Annotated in this window: 22 protein-coding genes; 12 read left to right on the top strand and 10 right to left on the bottom strand. The window is 70.3% G+C overall.

Annotated features, from left to right (window positions below):
- From VIR15_RS19640 to galE, 5 genes are all read left to right on the top strand, one after another.
- Positions 1-1,021, top strand: a 1,021-nt coding sequence (locus VIR15_RS19640) for an ATP-binding cassette domain-containing protein (protein WP_331930895.1), incomplete at its 5' end; no start/stop codon positions are given.
- Between the two features lie 12 nt (positions 1,022-1,033).
- Positions 1,034-1,447, top strand: a complete 414-nt coding sequence (locus tag VIR15_RS19635) for a BlaI/MecI/CopY family transcriptional regulator (RefSeq protein ID WP_331930893.1) — start codon at positions 1,034-1,036, stop codon at positions 1,445-1,447.
- A gap of 15 nt (positions 1,448-1,462) precedes the next feature.
- Positions 1,463-2,359 carry a M56 family metallopeptidase gene (locus VIR15_RS19630; protein WP_331930891.1) on the top strand — a complete coding sequence of 299 codons (897 nt, stop codon included), beginning with the start codon at positions 1,463-1,465 and terminating at the stop codon, positions 2,357-2,359.
- Positions 2,360-2,458: 99 nt separating this feature from the next.
- Complete coding sequence (locus tag VIR15_RS19625; RefSeq protein WP_331930889.1) at positions 2,459-3,091, top strand: peroxiredoxin; 633 nt, start codon at positions 2,459-2,461, stop codon at positions 3,089-3,091.
- 145 nt (positions 3,092-3,236) lie between these two features.
- On the top strand, positions 3,237-4,253 hold the full coding sequence (gene galE / locus VIR15_RS19620) for a UDP-glucose 4-epimerase GalE (protein ID WP_331930887.1): 1,017 nt from the start codon (positions 3,237-3,239) through the stop codon (positions 4,251-4,253).
- A gap of 227 nt (positions 4,254-4,480) precedes the next feature.
- Here galE and VIR15_RS19615 read toward each other — a convergent pair whose 3' ends face one another.
- Together VIR15_RS19615 and VIR15_RS19610 are read right to left on the bottom strand one after the other, a co-directional pair.
- Positions 4,481-5,839: an MFS transporter gene (locus VIR15_RS19615; RefSeq protein WP_331930885.1), complete on the bottom strand. Its 1,359-nt coding sequence runs from the start codon at positions 5,837-5,839 to the stop codon at positions 4,481-4,483.
- Between the two features lie 9 nt (positions 5,840-5,848).
- On the bottom strand, positions 5,849-6,250 hold the full coding sequence (locus tag VIR15_RS19610) for a nuclear transport factor 2 family protein (RefSeq protein ID WP_331930883.1): 402 nt from the start codon (positions 6,248-6,250) through the stop codon (positions 5,849-5,851).
- Positions 6,251-6,354: 104 nt separating this feature from the next.
- Here VIR15_RS19610 and VIR15_RS19605 point away from each other — a divergent pair, with 104 nt between their 5' ends.
- From VIR15_RS19605 to purB, 3 genes are all read left to right on the top strand, one after another.
- Complete coding sequence (locus VIR15_RS19605; RefSeq protein ID WP_331930881.1) at positions 6,355-6,864, top strand: low molecular weight protein-tyrosine-phosphatase; 510 nt, start codon at positions 6,355-6,357, stop codon at positions 6,862-6,864.
- A 3-nt stretch (positions 6,865-6,867) separates the two neighbouring features.
- Entirely contained in the window at positions 6,868-7,659 is a 792-nt protein-coding gene (locus VIR15_RS19600) for a VOC family protein (protein ID WP_331930879.1), read from the top strand.
- Positions 7,660-7,789: 130 nt separating this feature from the next.
- Positions 7,790-9,202 (top strand): adenylosuccinate lyase, encoded by a 1,413-nt coding sequence (gene purB / locus VIR15_RS19595; RefSeq protein ID WP_331930877.1) that lies wholly within the window; start codon positions 7,790-7,792, stop codon positions 9,200-9,202.
- A gap of 41 nt (positions 9,203-9,243) precedes the next feature.
- Here purB and VIR15_RS19590 read toward each other — a convergent pair whose 3' ends face one another.
- Positions 9,244-10,137 (bottom strand): class I SAM-dependent methyltransferase, encoded by an 894-nt coding sequence (locus tag VIR15_RS19590; protein WP_331930875.1) that lies wholly within the window; start codon positions 10,135-10,137, stop codon positions 9,244-9,246.
- A 71-nt stretch (positions 10,138-10,208) separates the two neighbouring features.
- Between VIR15_RS19590 and VIR15_RS19585 the strand changes: the two genes are divergently transcribed.
- A complete protein-coding gene (locus VIR15_RS19585) occupies positions 10,209-11,555 on the top strand; it encodes an MFS transporter (RefSeq protein WP_331930873.1) in 1,347 nt (448 codons plus the stop codon).
- Positions 11,556-11,579: 24 nt separating this feature from the next.
- Here the strand turns inward: VIR15_RS19585 and VIR15_RS19580 are convergent, their stop codons facing one another.
- From VIR15_RS19580 to VIR15_RS19565, 4 genes are all read right to left on the bottom strand, one after another.
- Entirely contained in the window at positions 11,580-13,925 is a 2,346-nt protein-coding gene (locus VIR15_RS19580; RefSeq protein WP_331930871.1) for a heavy metal translocating P-type ATPase, read from the bottom strand.
- Positions 13,922-14,896, bottom strand: a complete 975-nt coding sequence (locus VIR15_RS19575; RefSeq protein WP_331930869.1) for a DUF8832 domain-containing protein — start codon at positions 14,894-14,896, stop codon at positions 13,922-13,924. The genes VIR15_RS19580 and VIR15_RS19575 overlap by 4 nt, the downstream gene beginning before the upstream one ends.
- Complete coding sequence (locus VIR15_RS19570; RefSeq protein ID WP_331930867.1) at positions 14,893-15,108, bottom strand: heavy-metal-associated domain-containing protein; 216 nt, start codon at positions 15,106-15,108, stop codon at positions 14,893-14,895. The genes VIR15_RS19575 and VIR15_RS19570 overlap by 4 nt, the downstream gene beginning before the upstream one ends.
- Before the next feature lie 89 nt (positions 15,109-15,197).
- Complete coding sequence (locus VIR15_RS19565) at positions 15,198-15,509, bottom strand: metal-sensitive transcriptional regulator (RefSeq protein WP_331930865.1); 312 nt, start codon at positions 15,507-15,509, stop codon at positions 15,198-15,200.
- 125 nt (positions 15,510-15,634) lie between these two features.
- Between VIR15_RS19565 and VIR15_RS19560 the strand changes: the two genes are divergently transcribed.
- On the top strand, positions 15,635-16,054 hold the full coding sequence (locus VIR15_RS19560; protein WP_331930863.1) for an MmcQ/YjbR family DNA-binding protein: 420 nt from the start codon (positions 15,635-15,637) through the stop codon (positions 16,052-16,054).
- Positions 16,055-16,078: 24 nt separating this feature from the next.
- On the opposite strand, the gene VIR15_RS19555 is transcribed toward VIR15_RS19560, so the two are convergent.
- Positions 16,079-16,714 carry a VOC family protein gene (locus tag VIR15_RS19555; protein WP_331930861.1) on the bottom strand — a complete coding sequence of 212 codons (636 nt, stop codon included), beginning with the start codon at positions 16,712-16,714 and terminating at the stop codon, positions 16,079-16,081.
- A gap of 87 nt (positions 16,715-16,801) precedes the next feature.
- Entirely contained in the window at positions 16,802-17,632 is an 831-nt protein-coding gene (locus tag VIR15_RS19550; protein ID WP_331930859.1) for a TrmH family RNA methyltransferase, read from the bottom strand.
- Between the two features lie 47 nt (positions 17,633-17,679).
- On the opposite strand from VIR15_RS19550, the gene VIR15_RS19545 reads away from it, so the two are divergent.
- Both VIR15_RS19545 and VIR15_RS19540 read left to right on the top strand, forming a co-directional pair.
- Complete coding sequence (locus tag VIR15_RS19545; RefSeq protein WP_331930857.1) at positions 17,680-18,252, top strand: cysteine hydrolase family protein; 573 nt, start codon at positions 17,680-17,682, stop codon at positions 18,250-18,252.
- Between the two features lie 36 nt (positions 18,253-18,288).
- Positions 18,289-18,762: a DedA family protein gene (locus VIR15_RS19540; protein WP_331930855.1), complete on the top strand. Its 474-nt coding sequence runs from the start codon at positions 18,289-18,291 to the stop codon at positions 18,760-18,762.
- A gap of 96 nt (positions 18,763-18,858) precedes the next feature.
- Here the strand turns inward: VIR15_RS19540 and VIR15_RS19535 are convergent.
- The coding region (locus VIR15_RS19535) for a DUF8462 domain-containing protein (RefSeq protein ID WP_524538109.1) at positions 18,859-19,132 on the bottom strand (274 nt) is incomplete at its 5' end.

Below are 19,132 nucleotides of genomic sequence, written 5' to 3'. Positions count from 1 at the left end.
CGGGGTGCTCGGTCGCGCGCTCGCGGCCGGCGCGATCCTCCTCATCATCGGAGCCGCGACCATCGTCAGCGCGTTCATCGCGACCGGCCTCGACGTCTCGAACCCGGTGAAGGCACTGCTCGTCCTCGCTCCGGTCGCCATGGCCGATGCCTTCTCGCCGCTGGCGGACGCGATGCGGGCCCGGGCCCAGGCGCGCGCCGCGGCGGAGCGGACGGCGGCCCTGCTCGAGCAGGACCCCGCGGTCCACGACCCCACCGACGGCGCTCCCACTGGGACCGACGACGCACCGACGAACCTGTCACTCGAGGCGCTTCGGCTGCGGAACGTCACGGCCTCGTGGGGAGCCACCCCGTCGGAACTCCCCACCCCGTCGTCGACTGAGCAGAACGCGCCGCTGGCCGTCGGCCCGTTCGACCTGGAGCTTGCGCCCGGCGAGTCGGTCGCCGTCCTCGGCCCGAACGGCAGCGGCAAGTCGACCCTGCTCGCCGTCCTGGCTCGCCACCTCGACCCGGTGTCCGGCACCTACACGGTGACGACCCCAGACGGCGACCGCGACGTCCTCACCGAGCCACTGGAGGACGCACGCGCCCGGATCGCCGTCGTGGACGACGAGCCGCACATCTTCGCAACGTCGCTGCGCAACAACCTCACGCTCGCCCGCCCCGGCGCGACTGACGAAGCCGTGCTCGAGGCCCTCGACCGGGCCGGTCTCGGTCGACTGACCTCCGGCCTTCCCGACGGCCTTGACACCGTCCTCGGGGCGGGCGGCCGTGGACTCTCCGGAGGCGAGCGGGCCCGGCTCGCCATCGCCCGGGCCCACCTCAGCGGCAGGCCGGTCATCGCCCTCGACGAGCCGGTCGCCCACCTCGACCCTCCCACCGCGCGCAGTGTCCTCACCGACCTGCTCGCTCCCTCACGCGCCACCGACGACCGCTCCCCCAGTGTCGTCCTGGTCACCCACAGGCCCGACGGGCTCGACCTCGTCGACCGCGTTTTCACCGTCACCCACCCGCACCGGTAGATTGGAACCACCATGGCAACGAATCCACGCCCCCGACTCGGCGAGCTTGAGCGTGCCGTCATGGAGCACCTCTGGGCCGCCTCCGACGCCCACCCCGAGGGCTTCACGGTGCGCGAGGTGCACGACGCCATCGGCGTCGAGCGCGGCCTCGCCTACACGACTCTCATGACCGTGCTCGACCGCATGGCCAAGAAGCAGCTCGTCACCCGTGAGCGCGACGGTCGGGCCTGGCGCTACCTGCCCGCCTCGTCCCGCGACGAGCTGACGTCCGAGGCGCTGCACCATACCCTCGGTGAGCTCGCCGGCACGGAGCGTCGCAGCGCACTCCTGCGCTTCCTCGACCAGTCGACGCCGGAGGAGCTCGACGAGCTGCGGTCGGCCCTGGCTGACCTGGAGTCGCGCGAGGGCAAGCGCGCAACCAGGTAGCCGCGCGAGTCGCCCATGGTCGTTGCGGCCCTCCTCATCCTCACGATCGCCCTCGCGTGGCCGGTGCCGCGCCTCATGGCGGGGATGACGACGTTTCGTCGCGCGCCGCGGGCAGCTCTCGTCGTCTGGCAGTCCACCTCGGTTGCGGCCGTGCTCGCGGCCCTCTTCGCGGCGCCTGCCGCCCTGCCCTACGTCATCGGGCCAACCCCCGAACTGGCCAGCAACGCCACCCAGATCGCCGTCGCCGTGGCGGTCACCGGACTCGTCGCCGGCCGGCTCATGCTGTCCGGGCACCGGGTGGGGACCCGGCTGCGCGCCAACCGCCGCCGGCACCGCCGGCTCGTCGACCTGCTGGCCATGCCGGCTGACGAGGACTCGACCCATGCCGCGCACATGCGCGTCATCGAGCACCCGACCCCCACTGCCTACTGCGTGCCAGGGGTACGCCGCCGGGTCGTGCTCACCCAGGGAACGCTCGACGCCCTGCCGCAGGAGGAGCTCGCGGCCGTGCTTGCTCACGAACGGGCACACCTGCGAGCCCGCCATGACCTCATCCTCGAGTTCTTCACCGTGATCCACGAAGCGGTGCCACCCTTCGTCCGGTCAGACGCCGCCCTGCGCGAGGTGACCCTGCTCATCGAGGTGCTCGCGGATCGTGCTGCGGTTCGCGCGACGAGCGTGCTCGCCACAGCTCGGGCGATCGTCGGGATGGCGACGGGCGGCGTCAAGCCCGAGGGCACCCTGGCGATGAGCGACTCGCCCTCGGCCGCGCGCCTGCGACTCGACCTGCTCGCTCCCGGCCGGGTCGCCGGGCTGCCGCCTCCGGTCGCGGCGACGCTGATGTATCTCTTCGCCGCCTCGATCGTGACGATGCCGGTCGCCCTGCTCGTCGTGGCCTGGGCCACCCCCTGACCCGTTAGCCGTCCGCGGGTCGGACGGTGGGATTCGCATAAGCACAGGTTATGGGAAAGTGCTGCTCCGATGGCACCATCGCCGCGAAAGGACCACCCCATGACCGCGCTCCGACTGGGCGACACCGCCCCGGACTTCACCGCCGAGACGACCGAGGGTCGGATCTCGTTCCACGCCTGGAAGGGTGACGGCTGGGCCGTCCTCTTCAGCCACCCGGCCGACTTCACCCCCGTCTGCACGACCGAGCTCGGCCGCGTCGCCGCGCTCAAGGACGAGTGGGCCAAGCGCAACGCGAAGGTCATCGCCGTCTCCGTCGACCCGGTCGACCAGCACCAGGACTGGAAGCTCGACATCGCCGAGGTCGCGGGCGCACCGGTCGACTACCCGGTCATCGCCGATGAGGACCGCGTCGTCTCCGAGCTCTACGGGATGATCCACCCAGGCGAGGGCGACACGTCCGCGGTCCGCTCCGTCTTCCTCATCGACGGCAGCCACAAGGTCCGCCTCACGCTGACCTATCCCAAGTCGGTCGGCCGCAACTTCGACGAGATCCTGCGGGCACTCGACGGGCTCCAGGTCACCGACTCCGGCCCGTTCTCGACCCCTGCCGACTGGCAGGTCGGCGACCGCATCATCGTCGCCCCGGCCGTGTCCACCGAGGACGCCCGGGCGCGCTTCGCGGAGGTCGAGGAGGTCAAGCCGTACCTCCGCTTCGCGTCCATCCCGACCTGAGGCTCCCCCAGCCCCACCGACCTGACACCGCAACACACCCGCTTATCGCGTGATACCCCGCCCTGCAGGTGGGCCGGGCAGTCGGTAAGCGGGTGTGTTGCGGTGGTGGGGGGCGGTGCTCGGCTGGCTCGATAGGCTCGCCCCCATGCGCGTACTCGTCAGCGGGGGAGCCGGCTACATCGGGTCCCACACGGTGGTCCAGCTCGTCGCGGCGGGACACGACGTCGTCATCGTCGACAACTTCGCCAACAGCAAGCCGACGGTCGTGGGCCGGCTCGAATCACTGACCGGCACGCACCTGCCGGTGCACTCCTTCGACCTGCTCGACCAGGACAAGGTCGAGCGGCTCTTCGCGCAGGAGCCGATCGACGCGGTGATCCACTTCGCGGGCCTCAAGTCCGTTGGCGAGAGCGTCGCGAAGCCGCTCGCGTATTACGAGAACAACATCGGCTCGACATTCTCGCTCGTTCGCGCGATGCGCCGGCACAACGTCCACAAGCTCGTCTTCAGCTCGTCCGCAACGGTGTACGGCGTCAGCGAGCCGCCCTTCACCGAGGACATGCCCACGGGTGCCTCGAACCCGTACGGCTGGACGAAGGTGATGATCGAGCAGATCCTGCGCGACGTCGCCCTGGCCGACCCGTCATGGCGCATCGCGCTGCTTCGCTACTTCAACCCGGTAGGCGCGCACGAGTCGGGGACCATCGGCGAGGACCCGCAGGGCGTCCCCAACAACCTCATGCCGTTCGTGGCGCAGGTCGCCGTCGGTCGGCGCGAGAAGGTGCGCATCTTCGGCGGCGACTACCCCACTCCCGACGGGACCGCGCTGCGCGACTACATCCATGTCGAGGACCTCGCCGCCGGTCATCTTGCCGCACTCGACAAGCTCGGCAAGACGGAGGCGCCCGTGTCGACGTGGAACCTCGGCACCGGCGTCGGGACCAGCGTCCTCGAGGTCGTGCACGCCTTCGGCCGCGCGGTCGGGCGCCAGCTGCCCTACGAGATCGTCGAGCGGCGGCCTGGCGACCTCCCTGCCGCGTACGCCGACCCCAGCCTCGCCCACGAGGAGCTCGGCTGGCGCGCGAAGCGCGACATCGACGACATGTGCGCGGATTCCTGGCGCTGGCAGAGCCAGAATCCCGAGGGCTACCCCGACGCCTGAGGGCCTCCCCAGCAAAACCATGCCGTATGCCGCTGGGCCGGCTCCCAGCGCGGGGTGACCAAGGCGCGGGCCGGCGTCCCAGCGCGGTGTAGCAGTCCCAGCGCGGGCTGGCGTTGCACGCGCGGGATGCATTGCGCGCATCGACGACTACCGCGCGCGGGGTTGGGGACGCCGCGCGGGGTTCCGGACGCCGGGCGGAACGAGCTCGTGGTGTGGGTGGTCGGCCGCTAGGGGCGGGGGTCGAGCGCGTCGTAGTCCCGGAAGCTGGGGACCCGCGCCACCGCGAGGATGACGAGCACGACGACCAGGATCCCGCCGACGACCGGTGGCACCCAGATCACCGTCAACGTGGCAAGAGATCCGGCCAGCATCTGACCCAGTCGCGGGCCACCGCTCACGACCACGGTGAAGATGCCCTGCATCCGTCCCCGCAGCCGGTCGGGCACGGCCGCCTGGAGGATGGTCTGCCGGAAGATCGCGCTGACGTTGTCCGCACCGCCGGCGACGGCCAGGCACAGCAGCGCCAACATCAGGGCCGGCTGGTTGACGTCGCCGAAGTCGCGGCTCGTCACCGCGTGGCCGCTCACCATGACGACGGCGAGCACAACGCCGAGCCCGAAAATGGCGAGCCCGTAGACGACGATCGCGTTGCGGATGGCGCGGCCCTGCCACCGGATGCCGGTGAGGCGACCGGACCCGAGACTCGAGATGATGCCGCCGACGGCGTAGGCAGCGAAGAGCAGGCCGGCCGTGACCGTCCCGCCGCCGATGACCACGGCGCCGACTGCAGGGAAGAGGACCGTCGGCTGGCCAAACGTCATCGCGATGATGTCGACGACGAAGCTCATCCGCACGTTGGGAGCGGTCTTCAAGTGGCGCAGGCCCTCGAGGACCGACTGGAGGCCGCGCCCGGGCGTCGCCTCACCGTCGGGGTGCGGCTCCGGGCGGATCTGCGGCAGGGTCCACAGCCCGAAGAACCCCGCGATGAAGAGGAGGACGTCGACCGTGTAGGTCCACGCATACCCGACGCGGGCGACGAGCACACCTGCGACGCCCGGCCCGACCGTCACCATCACTCCCATCGAAATACCCATGAGAGCGGCGGCCTTGGGGATCTGGTCAAGCGGCAGGAGCCGTGGGGTGATCGCCTGACGCGTTGCCGAAGCGATGGTCGCCGCCACGGCGTTGACGGTGGTGATGACGTAAAACGGCCAGACCGTGGTCACCTCGGCCCACGCGATGAGGGCGAGGGCCAGCGTGGCACTCCATGCGACGGAGGAGGCGGTCAGCGCGACCAGCCGCCGGTCGAAGTGGTCGGCGATCGCGCCACCGTAGAGGCCCGCGACGATCATCGGCACGAGTGCGAACCAGGCAACGAGCGACACCATGAACGTCGACTCGGTGAGGTCGTAGATGTGCAGGCCGACCGCAGTGGCCGTCACCATCGCACCGATCCCCGCGAGGGTGTTGCCGATCCACAGCCTGGCGAAGGCCGGGCTCACCCGCAGGGGGGTCAGGTCGACCAGATGCGACTGCCGTGAGCGACGACCTGGCACGCGCTCGCGTGCCTGACTGCCCTCACCCACACGAGGAACCTACGCCACGTCGACCAGTCTGGTGCCGAGGGCCGCCTCGACGTCGCGCAGCATCGAGCCATCGCGGACCCAGGCCCAGCCCTCCTGCCCCCGCCACGCCACCATCGTGCGCACGGCACCATCGAGGCCCGTGAACGAGACCATCGACAGGGAGCCCGTCTCGATGACGCGCGCGGCGTCGACGACGGAGTCGTCAACCGGAAGCGCAACGCCCGAGCCCACAACGGCACCGAACGCCACGCCGATGGCCTCGGGACCAGCCGCCTCGCGACCGGAGGGCAGCGTCACGACGGCGTCAGCGGCATACGACCCGACGATCCCGGCCACGTCACCGGCTGCCACCCGCTCCACGTATGCAGCCAACAGGTCTCGAGGGGTCTGCGCACCACGCTTCGTCGTCATGGAGCCACCGTCCCACCGACCTCCGACATCGGACCGACAGCCGATCGACACCAGCTTGGGGAGGCTTCCATCACGGCGCGGTCACGACGGTGTTGAATGGGGCCATGTCGTCGCGCCCCCTCCACGTGACCTTCGTGTGCAGCGGCAACATCTGCCGGTCGCCGATGGGTCACGTCATCCTCACGCAGCTCATCGACGACGCCATGCTGTCCGACCGGGTCACGGTGTCCTCGAGCGGGACCGGTGACTGGCACGTCGGGGACCCGGCCGACCCGCGGACGGTGGCCGTCCTCGAAGCGAACGGCTACGACGGGTCGGCCCACCGGGCAAGGCAGTTCACCGAGGCCCACTTCGACGACGTCGACCTCGTGCTGGCGTCGGACAACGGGCACGTGCGCCACCTGCGTCAGCTGGCTCGGACGCCGGAGCAGCGGGACAAGATCCGGCTGGTCCGCGAGTTCGACCCCGCCGCCGTCGCCGCAGGCACCCTCGAGACGGATGACCCGTGGTTCGGTGGCGAGGAGCACTTCGTTCGGTGCTTCGGGGAGGTCGAGGCGGCATGCAAGGGCATTCTCGAACACGTCAGGGGGAGGCTCGAGATGGAGCAGGGCTGATCCATGAGAGACCCCTACCTCACTGTTCCTTACTATCCCTATGGCGCCCCGTGCTGGGTCGACCTACTCGTCAGCGACGTCGATCGTGCGCAGGCCTTCTACAGTGAGCTGTTCGGCTGGCGCTGGCTCACGGGCGACGCCGCGAGCGGTGGCTACACCATGGCCCTCCTGGGTGACCACCCGGTCGCCGGCCTCAGCCACCGGCCGCCCAACGCGCGCATCGCCAGCCAGTGGACGACGTACCTGCGCGTTGGAGACATCGGCGTCGCCGCCCAGGCCATCGCGAACTACGGCGGTCGTCCCCTCGGCCGACCGGTCCAGATCGGCGCCCTCGCACGGACGATGGTCGCCATCGATCCCGGCGGCGCCTACTTCGGAGTCTGGGAGCCGGGCGACCTGGCGGGCAGTGGCACGCTCGACCAGCCAGGCTCGCTGACGTGGAACGAGCTGCTGACCCGCAACTACGACGTGGTGCTCGACTTCTACGAGAACATCTTCGCCCACGGCTTCATCGACGAGACCGAGAACGGCGGCCCGCGGTGGTCGACGGCACACACGGGCGACGGCAACCCCGCGTTCGGGCTCGCCGAGATCGAGGCCGACTGGCCGAAGGAGATCGGCTCCCACTGGGTGACGCACTTCGCGACCGACAACGTGGTCACGTCGGTCGCCCACGCCCTCGACCTGGGCGCACAGCTGCTCCAAGGGCCCTTCGACGGGCCGTACGGCCTGGGTGCGGTGTTGAGCGGCGTCGAGGGAGAGGTCTTCTCCGTCCTCGTCCCGGAGCTGGACTGACGTCCGCCTGTCACGAACGATGCCGTATGCCGCTGAGCTCGCTCCCGAGGTCACGTGACCTCGGGAGTCGGCTGAGCGGCATACGGGATCGCTTTGAGCGTGGGTCAGCGCGGCTGGGAGGATGGTTCGCATGGCCTCCCTCGCTGACGCACAGCCCCCCATCGCGCTTGGCGCGCTAGACGGTCGATACCGCGCCGCCGTCGCGCCGCTCGTCGACCACCTGTCCGAGGCGGCCCTCAACCGGGAGCGCGTGCGGGTCGAGGTCGAGTGGCTCATCCACCAGACGGGCCACGGCGTCATCCCGGGCGTGCGCAAGCTGAGCGACGTCGAGGTGGCCGCGCTGCGGGGCATCGTCGAGTCGTTCGGGCCGGTGCAGGTGGCCGAGCTCGCCGAGATCGAGCGGGAAACCGTGCATGACGTCAAGGCCGTGGAGTACTTCCTCAAGGGCCGGCTCGCGCAGATCGCGCCCGGTGAGGAGGACGCTGGGCTGGCCGAGCTGATCCACTTCGGGTGCACGAGCGAGGACATCAACAACCTGTCGTACGCCCTCATGGTCAAGGGCGCCGTGACGCAGGTGTGGCTGCCCGAGGCCCAGGCCCTCGTCGAGCAGGTGTCAGAGCTGGCGCGCGAGCTGCGTGACGTGCCGCTGCTCGGCCACACGCACGGACAGCCCGCGACGCCGACGACGATGGGTAAAGAACTTGCTGTGCTGGCGTTCCGCTTGGGGCGACAGCTGCGGCGGATCGAGCGGCAGGAGTACCTCGGCAAGTTCAACGGCGCCACGGGGACATTCGGAGCTCATGCGCTCGCGCTGCCCGACGTCGACTGGCCGACGGTGTCGCGCGAGTTCGTCGAGGGCCTCGGCCTGACCTGGAACCCGCTCACGACCCAGATCGAGAGCCACGACTGGCAGGCCGAGCTCTACGCGGATGTCGCGCGGTTCAACCGGATCCTGCACAACCTGTGCACCGACGTATGGACCTACATCTCGATGGGCTACTTCGCGCAGGTCCGGGGACAGGGGACGGTTGGGTCGTCGACGATGCCCCACAAGGTCAACCCGATCCGCTTCGAGAACGCCGAGGCGAACCTCGAGGTGAGCAATGCCCTCCTCGACGTGCTCGGCTCGACGCTGGTCCAGAGCCGACTGCAGCGCGACCTCACCGACTCGTCGATGCAGCGCAACATCGGGACGGCCTTCGGCCACTCGCTGCTCGCGCTCGACAACGTGTCACGTGGGCTCGCCGGCCTCGATGCCGTGCCCGAGGCGATGGCTGCCGACCTCGAGGCCAACTGGGAGGTGCTCGGCGAGCCGATCCAGTCGGCGATGCGGGCCCTCGGCGCACAGGGCGTGCCGGGCATGGAGGAGCCCTATGAGCGGCTCAAGGATCTGACCCGCGGGCGACGTGTCAAGGGGGAGGACGTGCGTGAGTTCGTGCGCGGGCTGGGCCTGCCCGCCGAGGTCGAGGCGCGCTTCCTCGCGCTGACGCCGCAGACGTACACCGCGCTCGCGAGCCGCCTCGTGGACTTCCTCGACACCTGAGCCGTATGCCGCTGAGTTCCCTACCAGCCCAGAGTGACCCGTCACTTCGACTGGGTTTCGCCCTGCTTGGTCGCGACGGCGACTCGACCGGTGCGGAGGGACTCCGGGTTGGCCGTGGGCAGGTCGAGGCCGGTGGACAGCTCGAGGAGGTCGTGGTCTGAGTGGACCGCGAGGCCGTGGTCCGCGAGGAGGGCCCGCATGGCCTCGGGGCGCCAGAGCGAGCGCCACGGCTCGCGGGCCATCGGGTTGTGCTGCCGCGCGGCAGCGAGGACGACGCGCATGACCCAACGCCCGCTGGCGCTGCGCCAGGAGCGCGTCTGGTAGGCGACGAGGAGTTGGCTGCCCGGTGCCGAGAGACCCGCCACCTGCGCGACGGTCTCCCCCACCTGGGCGGCAGTGAGGTACGGCACGACCCCCTCCCAGATCCACGTCGTCTCCACGTCCGGGTCGAAGGTGGCGGCCTCGAGGGCCGGCCCGAGCGGGTCCGTGACGAGGTCGACCGCGACGGTGACGACGTGGGCGGCGAGCGGTTCGCGCCCCGCGAGGCGGCGCTGCTTGTCCCGGCTCGAGGCGGGGTGGTCGACCTCGAAGACCGTCGCGCTGTCCAGCTCGGGCATGCGCCAGGCGCGTGCGTCGAGGCCGGCGCCGAGGATGACGACCTGCGGGGCGGCGTGGGCCCGGACCGCGTCGTCGATGGCGATCGTCCTGGGCACCATGCCCACCCCCGTCCACCGGACCAGCTCGTAGCTGAGTCGCTGGGAGCGTGACGCGGGCACCCGGCCGTCGCGCACGTCGTCCACGATGGTGAGCTCATCGGGGTCGAGCAGGTGGCGGGCAACGTGGTCCGTGAACCGGCCGACGGCGTAGCGACCATCCGCCGTCGCCCTCCCCTGGCACACGAGGATCGCGGTGGAGCTGGCGGCGCGTTCGCCCATCCCGCCAGTGAAACACGCACCGGTCAGGAATCAAGAAGCCTCGCGACGGGGGTGCGCCTAGCGTGAGTGGCATGTCCCCCCTCGTCCCGGCGGCCTATCGCCCGGTCCTCGGCACCCCGGTGTTCCGGCGGTTGCTGGGCGGCCTCGCGGTGTCGTACCTCGGCGACGGGATGAGCTTCCTCGCCGTGGCGTGGCTCGCAATCGAGATCTCCCCCGCGGACTCGGCCGGGCTCTGGGTGGGTGGCGCGGTGGCTGCGTACACGCTGCCGGGGGTCGTCGGTGCGCTGGTGTTCGGGAGGTGGCTACGGCGGTTCCCGGCTCGACGAATCCTGTTGGCGGACAATGCCGTCCGCGCGGTGTTCCTCGGCGCGGTCCCTGTTGCGTGGGCGGCGGGCCTGCTGTCGCCGGGGCTCTACGTCGTCCTACTGGCGGGGTCCTCGCTGCTCCACGCGTGGGGCAGCGCGGGGACCTACACGCTGCTCGCCGAGCTGCTGCCCCCGCAGCAGCGGTTCCCGGCCAACACCCTCGTCAGCACGCTGACGTTCGCGGCCACGATCGCCGGGCCGGCCGTCGCGGGGTTGCTCGTGTCGCACGTCAGTGCCGCGGTCGTCATCGGGATCGACGCGCTGACGTACGTCGTCCTCGCGGTCGTCGTGCTCGGCCTCCCCGAGGCGGTCAGGCCGGTTGGGCCCGCCGGACCCGTCGACGCCGGGGAGGGACGCGGCGGGTTCGCACTCCTGCGCGCCGAGCGCGGGCTCCTCGGGCTTCTGGCCCTGACGTGGACGTTCAACTTCCTCTACGGCCCGGTCGAGGTCGCGCTGCCGCTCCACGTCACGCAGGACCTCGAGGCCCCCGGCTCGCTCCTCGGGCTCTACTGGATGTTCTTCGGCATCGGCGCGGTCGTCGGCGGCCTCGCGGCCGGCTCACTGCAGCGACTCCCGCTCTGGCCCGTGACGGTGGCGATCGTCATCGGCTGGGGTGCCTGCCTCGTCCCGTTCGCGCTGGGCGCGCCGGCGCCGGTGACGGTCGCGAGCTTCGCGCTCGGTGGGGCGATCTACGGGCCGTTCGTCGCGCTGTCGATAACCCTCATGCAGCAGAACGCTCCGCCGGAGCACCTCGCCTCGGTGCTCGCTGCCCGGAGCGCCGCGCTGCTCACGGCGGCACCCCTCGGCACCGCCCTCGGTGGCCCGGTCACTGCGGCCCTCGGGCCCGACTCGACGCTGGGTGTGTCGGGGTTGACAACCGTGACGCTCGGAGCCGTCGCTGGCCTCGTGCTGCTCGCCAGCCGCGGCACCCGACGGACCCGCACCACCACCCCTGCAGCTCGAGAACGACGTGGAGACGCGATGACCGAGGAACAGCGCCCGCACCCACCACACCTCGACGCCGCCGACTACGGCACTGCTCATTCTGGCTGAGCAGTGCCGCAGTCACTCGGCGGTTCAGGTGGCCTGCGCCTTGAAGCCCCTGAGCCGCAGCGAGTTCGACACGACGAACACGGACGAGAAGGCCATCGCGGCGCCCGCCAGCATCGGGTTGAGCAAGCCAGCCGCCGCCAAGGGGATGGCCGCGACGTTGTAGGCGAAGGCCCAGAAGAGGTTGCCCTTGATCGTGCGCAGCGTGCGCCGCGAGAGCCGGATCGCGTCACCGGCCACGCGCAGGTCGCCGCGCACAAGCGTCAGGTCGCTCGCCTCGATCGCGACGTCCGTGCCGGTGCCCATCGCAAGACCCAGGTCGGCCTGCGCCAGCGCGGCAGCGTCGTTGACGCCATCGCCGACCATGGCGACGACCCGCCCCTCGGACTGGAGACGCTTGACGACGTCGACCTTGTCGGCCGGCAGCACGTCAGCGATGACGTCCGACTCGGCGATCCCGACCTCAGCAGCCACGGTCCGGGCCACCCGCTCGTTGTCACCGGTGAGCAGCACCGGTGTGAGCCCGAGGTCTCGCAGCTCATGGATCGCCTGCGCGGACGTCGGCTTGATGGCGTCGGCGACGACGAGCGCGCCACGGACTCGTCCACCCCACGCCACCTGGACGACGGTCGAGCCCGCATCCTCGTGCGACGCGGCGGCCTCGTCGACCTCCGTGCACCGCATCTGCCCGTGCTCGGCGACGAAGCCGGGACGGCCCACGAAGACCTCGATGCCGTCAACGACCCCGCTGACGCCCAGACCGCTCGTGCTGGCGAACTCCGCCACCGGCGGCAACCCACCGACGCGCTCCAGCGCACCGGTTGCGATCGCCCGGGCGATGGGGTGCTCAGAGGCGTGCTCAACCGCACCCGCGAAGCGCAGCACGTCCTCCACCGACTCGCCGTCCGCAGGCACGGCCGACTGCAGGGACATGGCACCCGTCGTAACGGTGCCGGTCTTGTCGAGCACGACCGTGTCGACCCGTCGGGTGGACTCGAGCACCTCGGGACCCTTGATGAGGATGCCCAGTTGCGCTCCCCGCCCCGTGCCGACCATGAGCGCGGTCGGCGTGGCCAGTCCGAGCGCACACGGACACGCGATGATGAGCACCGCGACCGCTGCCGTGAACGCGGCCGTGGCCCCCGCCCCCGTCCCGAGCCAGAAGCCGAGGGTCCCCACCGACAGTGCGATGACGATGGGCACGAAGAACCCGGAGATCCGGTCGGCCAGCCGCTGGACCTGCGCCTTGCCGTTCTGGGCGTCCTCGACGAGGCGGGCCATCTGGGCGAGCTGGGTGTCGCCGCCGACTCTCGTCGCGCGCACGATGATCCGCCCCCCGGCGTTGATCGTCGCGCCTGCCACGGTCGACCCGGGGCCCACTTCCACCGGCACGGACTCCCCGGTCAGCATCGAGGCATCGACCGCGGACGTGCCGTCCGCGACGACTCCATCGGTCGCGATCTTCTCGCCCGGGCGCACGACGAACCGCATTCCCACCTCGAGCCGCTCGATCGGGATGCGCTCCTCGACCGGGCCGGAGGCACCCTCGCGCAGCACCGCCACGTCCTTGGCGCCGAGCTCGAGCAGCGCCCGGAGCGCCGCGCCGGCCTGCCGCTTGGAGCGTGCCTCGAAATAGCGCCCGGCGAGCAGGAACGTGGTGACCCCGGCGGCGGCCTCGAGGTAGATGTTGCCGGCACCGTCGGTTCGTTCGATGGTCAGCTCGAACGGGTGGGTCATGCCCGGCATGCCCGCGGTGCCGAGGAAGAGTGCATAGAGCGACCAGCCGAACGCCGCGAGCACGCCCATCGACACGAGTGTGTCCATCGTCGTCGTGCCGTGGCGCAGGTTGGTCCACGCCGCCTTGTGGAACGGCCACGCACCCCAGACGACGACCGGCGCCGCCAGCGTCAACGACGCCCACTGCCAGTAGGTGAACTGGAGGGCGGGGATCATCGCCATGGCGATGATCGGGACAGTGAGGACGGCTGAGATCACGAGTCGGTCGCGCAGTGAACGGACGCGGTCGTATGCCGACCCACGGGAGCTCACGGCCGTGGACGGCCTGCGCCCCCGTGCACCCCCGCCCTCCTCCTCGCCTGGGGCGAAACTGGGCTGCGTCAGGGTCGCACCGTAGCCCGCCGCCTCCACGGTCCTGACGAGCTCAGCCGTGCTGATGGTGTCCGGGAAGGCGACCTTCGCCTTCTCTGTCGCGTAGTTGACGGTCGCGGTGACGCCCTCGAGCTTGTTGAGCTTGCGCTCGATCCGATTGGCGCACGAGGCGCACGTCATCCCGGTGATCTCGAGCTCGATCGCATCCGTCGCGGCTGGCAGGCCCAGCTGGCTGCCGGGCTTGGCGGTCGGTGTCGCGGTCATGAGTGGTCATCTCCGGAGTGGTCCGGCTCGGCCGAGTGGTCGTCCGACGGCTCGGTCGGCATGGTGCCGTCTGCGGGCTTGGCCGTCACCGCAAGCGGTGCGGTGCGGACCACGCCGTCATGCTGGAAGTCGAGGTAGAGCCGGTAGGCGCCAGCACTGGGCACCGCGGCGTAGAAGACGACGTCAGGTCCGGGCTGGGTCCGGCCGTCGCCGGGCTCCCCATCCGGGTGGACGTGCAGATAGGCGAGATCGCCCTCGCGCAGGGCGACGAGGTGTCCATAGGCTCCGAGGTAGGGCTGCAGGTCGGTCACCGGCTTGCCGTCCTTGGTGACAGACAGGGTCAGCTTCGCGTCGCGTCCGGCGACCAGGTCACCGGCAACAGTCACGGTGTAGTCGTCGACATGGACCGTCCGCGTGTCGCTGACTGGCTCGGCAAGGGCGGCGGCGCCGGGGACGCCGAGGTCGGCCCCCAGGGTGAGCGCGTCGGCGCCGCTGGGCTTGAAGTCAGCGAAGAGCCGCCAGGTGCCCGGCTCGAGGTCGAGCGCCGCCGACCAGGTCCCGTCAGCGGCCAACGTCGGATGGACGTGCTGGAAGCCGGTGAAGTCGCGCCGCACGGCGATGAGGTGCAACTGCTTCTCGTGCTGGACCTCGTAGCCCGTGACCAGCTTGCCGTCCGGACCCGTCACCGTGAACCCGACCGGAACCTCATGGCCCGCCGGGGCGGTGGCCGACGCCAGGCGCAGGGTGTACCCGCCCTGGCTGACCATGAGCCCACCGGGTACCTCGGTACCCGAGGACTCCGAGCTGCCTGCCGCGGTCCCGTGGTCTGCCGCAGTTCCGTGGTCCGCAGCAGGCTCATGGGCCGCAGCCGGCTCGCCCACCGGACCGACCGCGCGGCCGAGTCCGAGGGCGACGCCGAAGAGGGCCGCGAGTCCTGCAACGAACCCGATGATTTTCGCGGCAGTGGTCATGACGAGGCGGCGAGCGCGTAGCCCGCCTCCTCGACTGCAGCCTTGACCACGTCCTCGTCGAGCGGTGCCTCGCTCGTAACCGTGACCCGGCCGCTGTCGAGGTCGACGTCGACGTTCTCGACGCCGGCGATCTCACCGACCTCCTCGGACACGGACGCGACGCAGTGGCCGCAGGTCATGCCGACGACGGTGTACGTGTTGGTCTCGCTCATCGTGGTTCCTTCCTCGCAGGGTTTGGTGTTCCTTCATTGACTATACCCCCATGGGGTATCGATGCAAGGGGTGCCCAGGGTCATCCGTCTCAAGACTTGACGAGCCGGGCGATCGCGTCAGACGCCTCCTTGAGCTTGATCTCCGCCTCCGGCCCGCCCTCGCGCACGGCGTCGGCGACGCAGTGGGCGATGTGCTCGTCGAGCAACCCGAGCGCCACCGACTGCAGCGCCTTCGTCATGGCGGAGACCTGCGTGAGGATGTCGATGCAGTACTGCTCCTCGTCGACCATCCGCTGCAGGCCCCTCGCCTGGCCCTCGATGCGACGCAGGCGCCGCAGGTAGTCATCCTTCTGGTGGATGTAGCCGTGCTGGTGCGGCACGACCTCTGTCATCTCGTCCATGGGGCTCTCCTCTGGTCTCTACTGCCAACAAGGATACCCCCATCGGGTATCGAAGCAGGGCGGCACAACGGCCAGCCGGACGCGATCGTGGAGATGCGGCACCCCTGGGACTACCGTCACGAGGCATGGCGAGCACGCGGCAGGCCACCGTCCACGACGTCCATGACATCGCAGCGTCCCTGCCCGAGGTCGTGCGAGACCCGCCGGACCCACACTCGCCGAGCCGAGCGGCCTACACCATCCGGGGCAAGGCCTTCGTCTTCTTCCGTGGTCCGCGCAAGGACGCCCACGACCCGGAGACCGGCGAGCTCTACCCCGACGTCATGGCCTTCCACTGCACCGCCGAGGACAAGGAGGCCCTCGTCGGGGATCCCGGCTCGCCGTGGTTCACCACTCCGCACTGGAACGGCTACAACGCCGTCCTGCTCCTCGAGCGCGACCTCGCAAAGGTGAGCGTCGACGAGCTGCGCGAGGTGATCACCGATGCCTGGCTGGTCCGGGCTCCCAAGCGCCTTGCGAGGGCATTCCTCGAGGGGGCGCCATAACCCGCTCGAGGTCAGATCTCGAGGTCAGATGGTGACGGGCCCGTCCGGCGTCTGGAAGGTCACCGACAGCAGGCCCGGTGTGCCGTGCGGCGCGACGAAGGTGAAGTGGATGTCACCCTTGTGGAAGGTCTGGTCGACACCGAGCCACTCGCGGACCCGGGCCGGGTCGCCGGCGATCTGCAGGTCACCGATGTGCACCTGAGAGGTCGACCCGTTGGCCGGGTGGACGGAGAGGTCCTCCCACTGGATGAAGTACGGGACCTGCGGATCGGCGATGAGGCCGTTGATGCCGATCTGCTTCCAGCGCAGCTCGATGCCGTCGGGGCGGTACCGGTTGCCGTCGACCGCCTCGCGGCCGAGACGCTTCTCCGCTGCGGAGAGGTCGTCCACTGCGACGACCCAGCCGAGCCAGCCCCCGCCGGCCTCCGAGCGAGCGCGAACGGCCTGGCCGAAGGGCGCCTTGTCCGACGCCGGGTGGTCCAGGACCTCGACGACCTCGACGTAGTTGCGGTCCGCGAGGGGCAAGATGACGTTGCGCGTCCCGAAGCGTGGGTGCACCCCCCCGTCGACGGGCTCCACACCGATCAGCTTCGAAAGCCGCTCGGCCGTTACCTGGAGGCCGTCATACTCGGCCGCATAGGAGACGTGGTCAACTCGCATACGGTCAATCGTGACATACGTCAAGGGGTGCTCTTGACCACCCCCGGGTGGGGCGCTCATCGGGAGCTCGTGCAAGCTCAGAGCAGCTCACCCCCGCTGCCGGACAGCCTCGTACAGGACGATCGCGGCAGCGACGGAGACGTTGAGGCTGTTCGCCCTTCCGTGCATCGGGATGCGCACCCGATGTGTCGCTGCCTCGAGCAACGTCTCGTCGGCGCCGTGCTTCTCCGACCCGACGGCGATGACGACTCGTCCGCGGTAGTCGACCTCGGTGTGCACGACCTCCGTCTCCGGCGTCGTCACGACGAGCGTGACGTCTCCCGACTTCAGCCAGTCGAGGGTTTCAGTCGTCGTCGCGCTCGCCACCGGCAGCGCGAACAGGGTCCCCTTGCTCGCACGCACCACGTTGGGGTTGCCCCAGTCGGTCACAGGGTCGGCCGCCACCACCGCGTCGGCGCCCGCCGCATCCGCGGTGCGGAGCATCGCGCCGAGGTTGCCCGGCTTCTCGACGCCTTGCGTGACCAGCCCCAGCCAGTGGTCACCGTCGACGTGAAGCGAGCTCAGCGGCATACCCACGTTGTCGACGACGGCGAGCAGGCCGTCGGGTCCCTCCCGGTAGGACACCTTCCCGTATGCCGCTGGGCTCAGCCGCACGATCTCCACCCCTGTCGCTCGGAGCCGTTCCACGAGCTCGGGCTGCGTCCCGATGTGCTGTGACCCCGCGCGCCCGGAAGGGCTGAAGAGCTCCTCCGAGACGTAGAGGGTCCGCGGCGTCACGCCGGCCTCGAGGGCAAGGCGGATCTCCTCGTGTCCCTCGACCAGGGTGCGTCCGGTCTCCTCGCGCGCGCGGCGCCGACGGAGCGCGAGGAGCGCCTTGAGCCGTGGGTTCGCAGGTGAGGTGATCTCGAGTTCACGCATGGCACGGCAAGCATCCCACTGTCGCCGGACGGGTCTACGGTCGGAAGATGACGACATTGGAGAACAGGCCCAACAGTGCCCTCCTGGTGATCGACGTGCAGCAGGGCAACACCGCGGAGGCGTACAACCGCGACGCCGTGATCGCCAACATCAACACCCTGGTCGAGCGGGCCCGCGCCGAGGCCGTCCCCGTCGTGTGGGTGCAGCACTCCGACGAGGGCATGCCCGAGGGCAGCGATGAGTGGCAGTACGTCCCGGAGCTCCAGCGCAAGGACGACGAGCCGTTGGTGCCCAAGCACTATGGCGACTCGTTCGAGGGCACTGACCTCGAGTCGGTGCTGGCGGCCCGCGCAGTCGGCCGGGTCGTCGTCACCGGAGCCCAGACGGATGCCTGCGTGCGGGCGACCCTGCACGGAGCGCTCGTCCGCGGCTACGACGCGACCCTGGTCGGGGACGCCCACACCACGGAGGACTTCCGGCAGTGGGGCATTCCCGTGAGTCCCGAGCAGGTCATCGCCCACACGAACTGGTACTGGACGGAGGCCGCGGCGCCCGGGCGCAAGGGGGACACGGTCCCCACTGCCGAGGTGAGCTTCGGCACGGCCAGATCCGCGACCTGAGAGAAAGCCGCTCGGGGCGCCGCCTAGGGTGAGAGCATGCTCGACGCGCTGGCGGCACTGCCCTTCTGGCAGGCGTTCGTCGCGCTCTGGGTCATCGTCATGGCCCGCTCCAACGCGACCTACTGGCTCGGGCGCGGCGCGATCGCGGGCTGGCGGCGACACCGTCCTCGACCGGAGCCGGAGAGCCGGGCGCGGGCCGAGACCCTGATCCGACGCCTTGGCCCGGTGGCCGTGACCCTGTCCTACCTCACGGTCGGGATCCAGACCACGATCCACCTCACTGCCGGGGTGCTGCGGATGCCGCTGCGGTACTACGTTCCTGCCGCCGTGGTTGGCTCGATGGCCTGGGCGGCCATCTACGCCACCATCGGGCTGGCGCTGGTCGAGGCCTGGATCGCGGCCTTGGCCGGTTCCTGGTACGGCATCGTCGGCCTCATCATCGTCGGCACGGCCACCTGGCTGCTCGGCAGACGGCGAGCCCGACGCACCATCCTCACCCCAATCGACTGAACAAGATCCGGGCTCGCCACCCGATCGAGTGAACGGCTTTTGCGCAAAAGCTGTTCTTTCGATTGGCGGAGGGGACGCGTTCCGGGCCGCGGACTCTTACAGCCCAGCGACCCACTCCGCCATGCCCGGAGTGATGAGGGACAAACGAGACCCCTCGCTGTAGAGCGTGCCCTTCTTGAGGAGGCGGTCCCGCAGGTAGGACACCTCGGTCGAGGCCTTGCCCAGCTCTGCGGCCACCGCGCCACCGGTGGCCTCGCCCGAACGGACGATGAGGCGCGCGGCCGCGGTCAGGTACTCCCGCTCTCGTTCAGAGGCATCGTTCCACCGCGCGACGTAGAGGCCCTCCACGAGCTCGCGTCGCGCGGCCTCG

Origin of the sequence: Intrasporangium sp. (genome assembly GCF_036566125.1) — a bacterium.
Taxonomy (GTDB): Bacteria; Actinomycetota; Actinomycetes; order Actinomycetales; family Dermatophilaceae; genus Intrasporangium.
The sequence above is the reverse complement of the archived record's forward strand: the minus strand, read 5'-3'. Positions and strand labels throughout refer to the sequence as shown.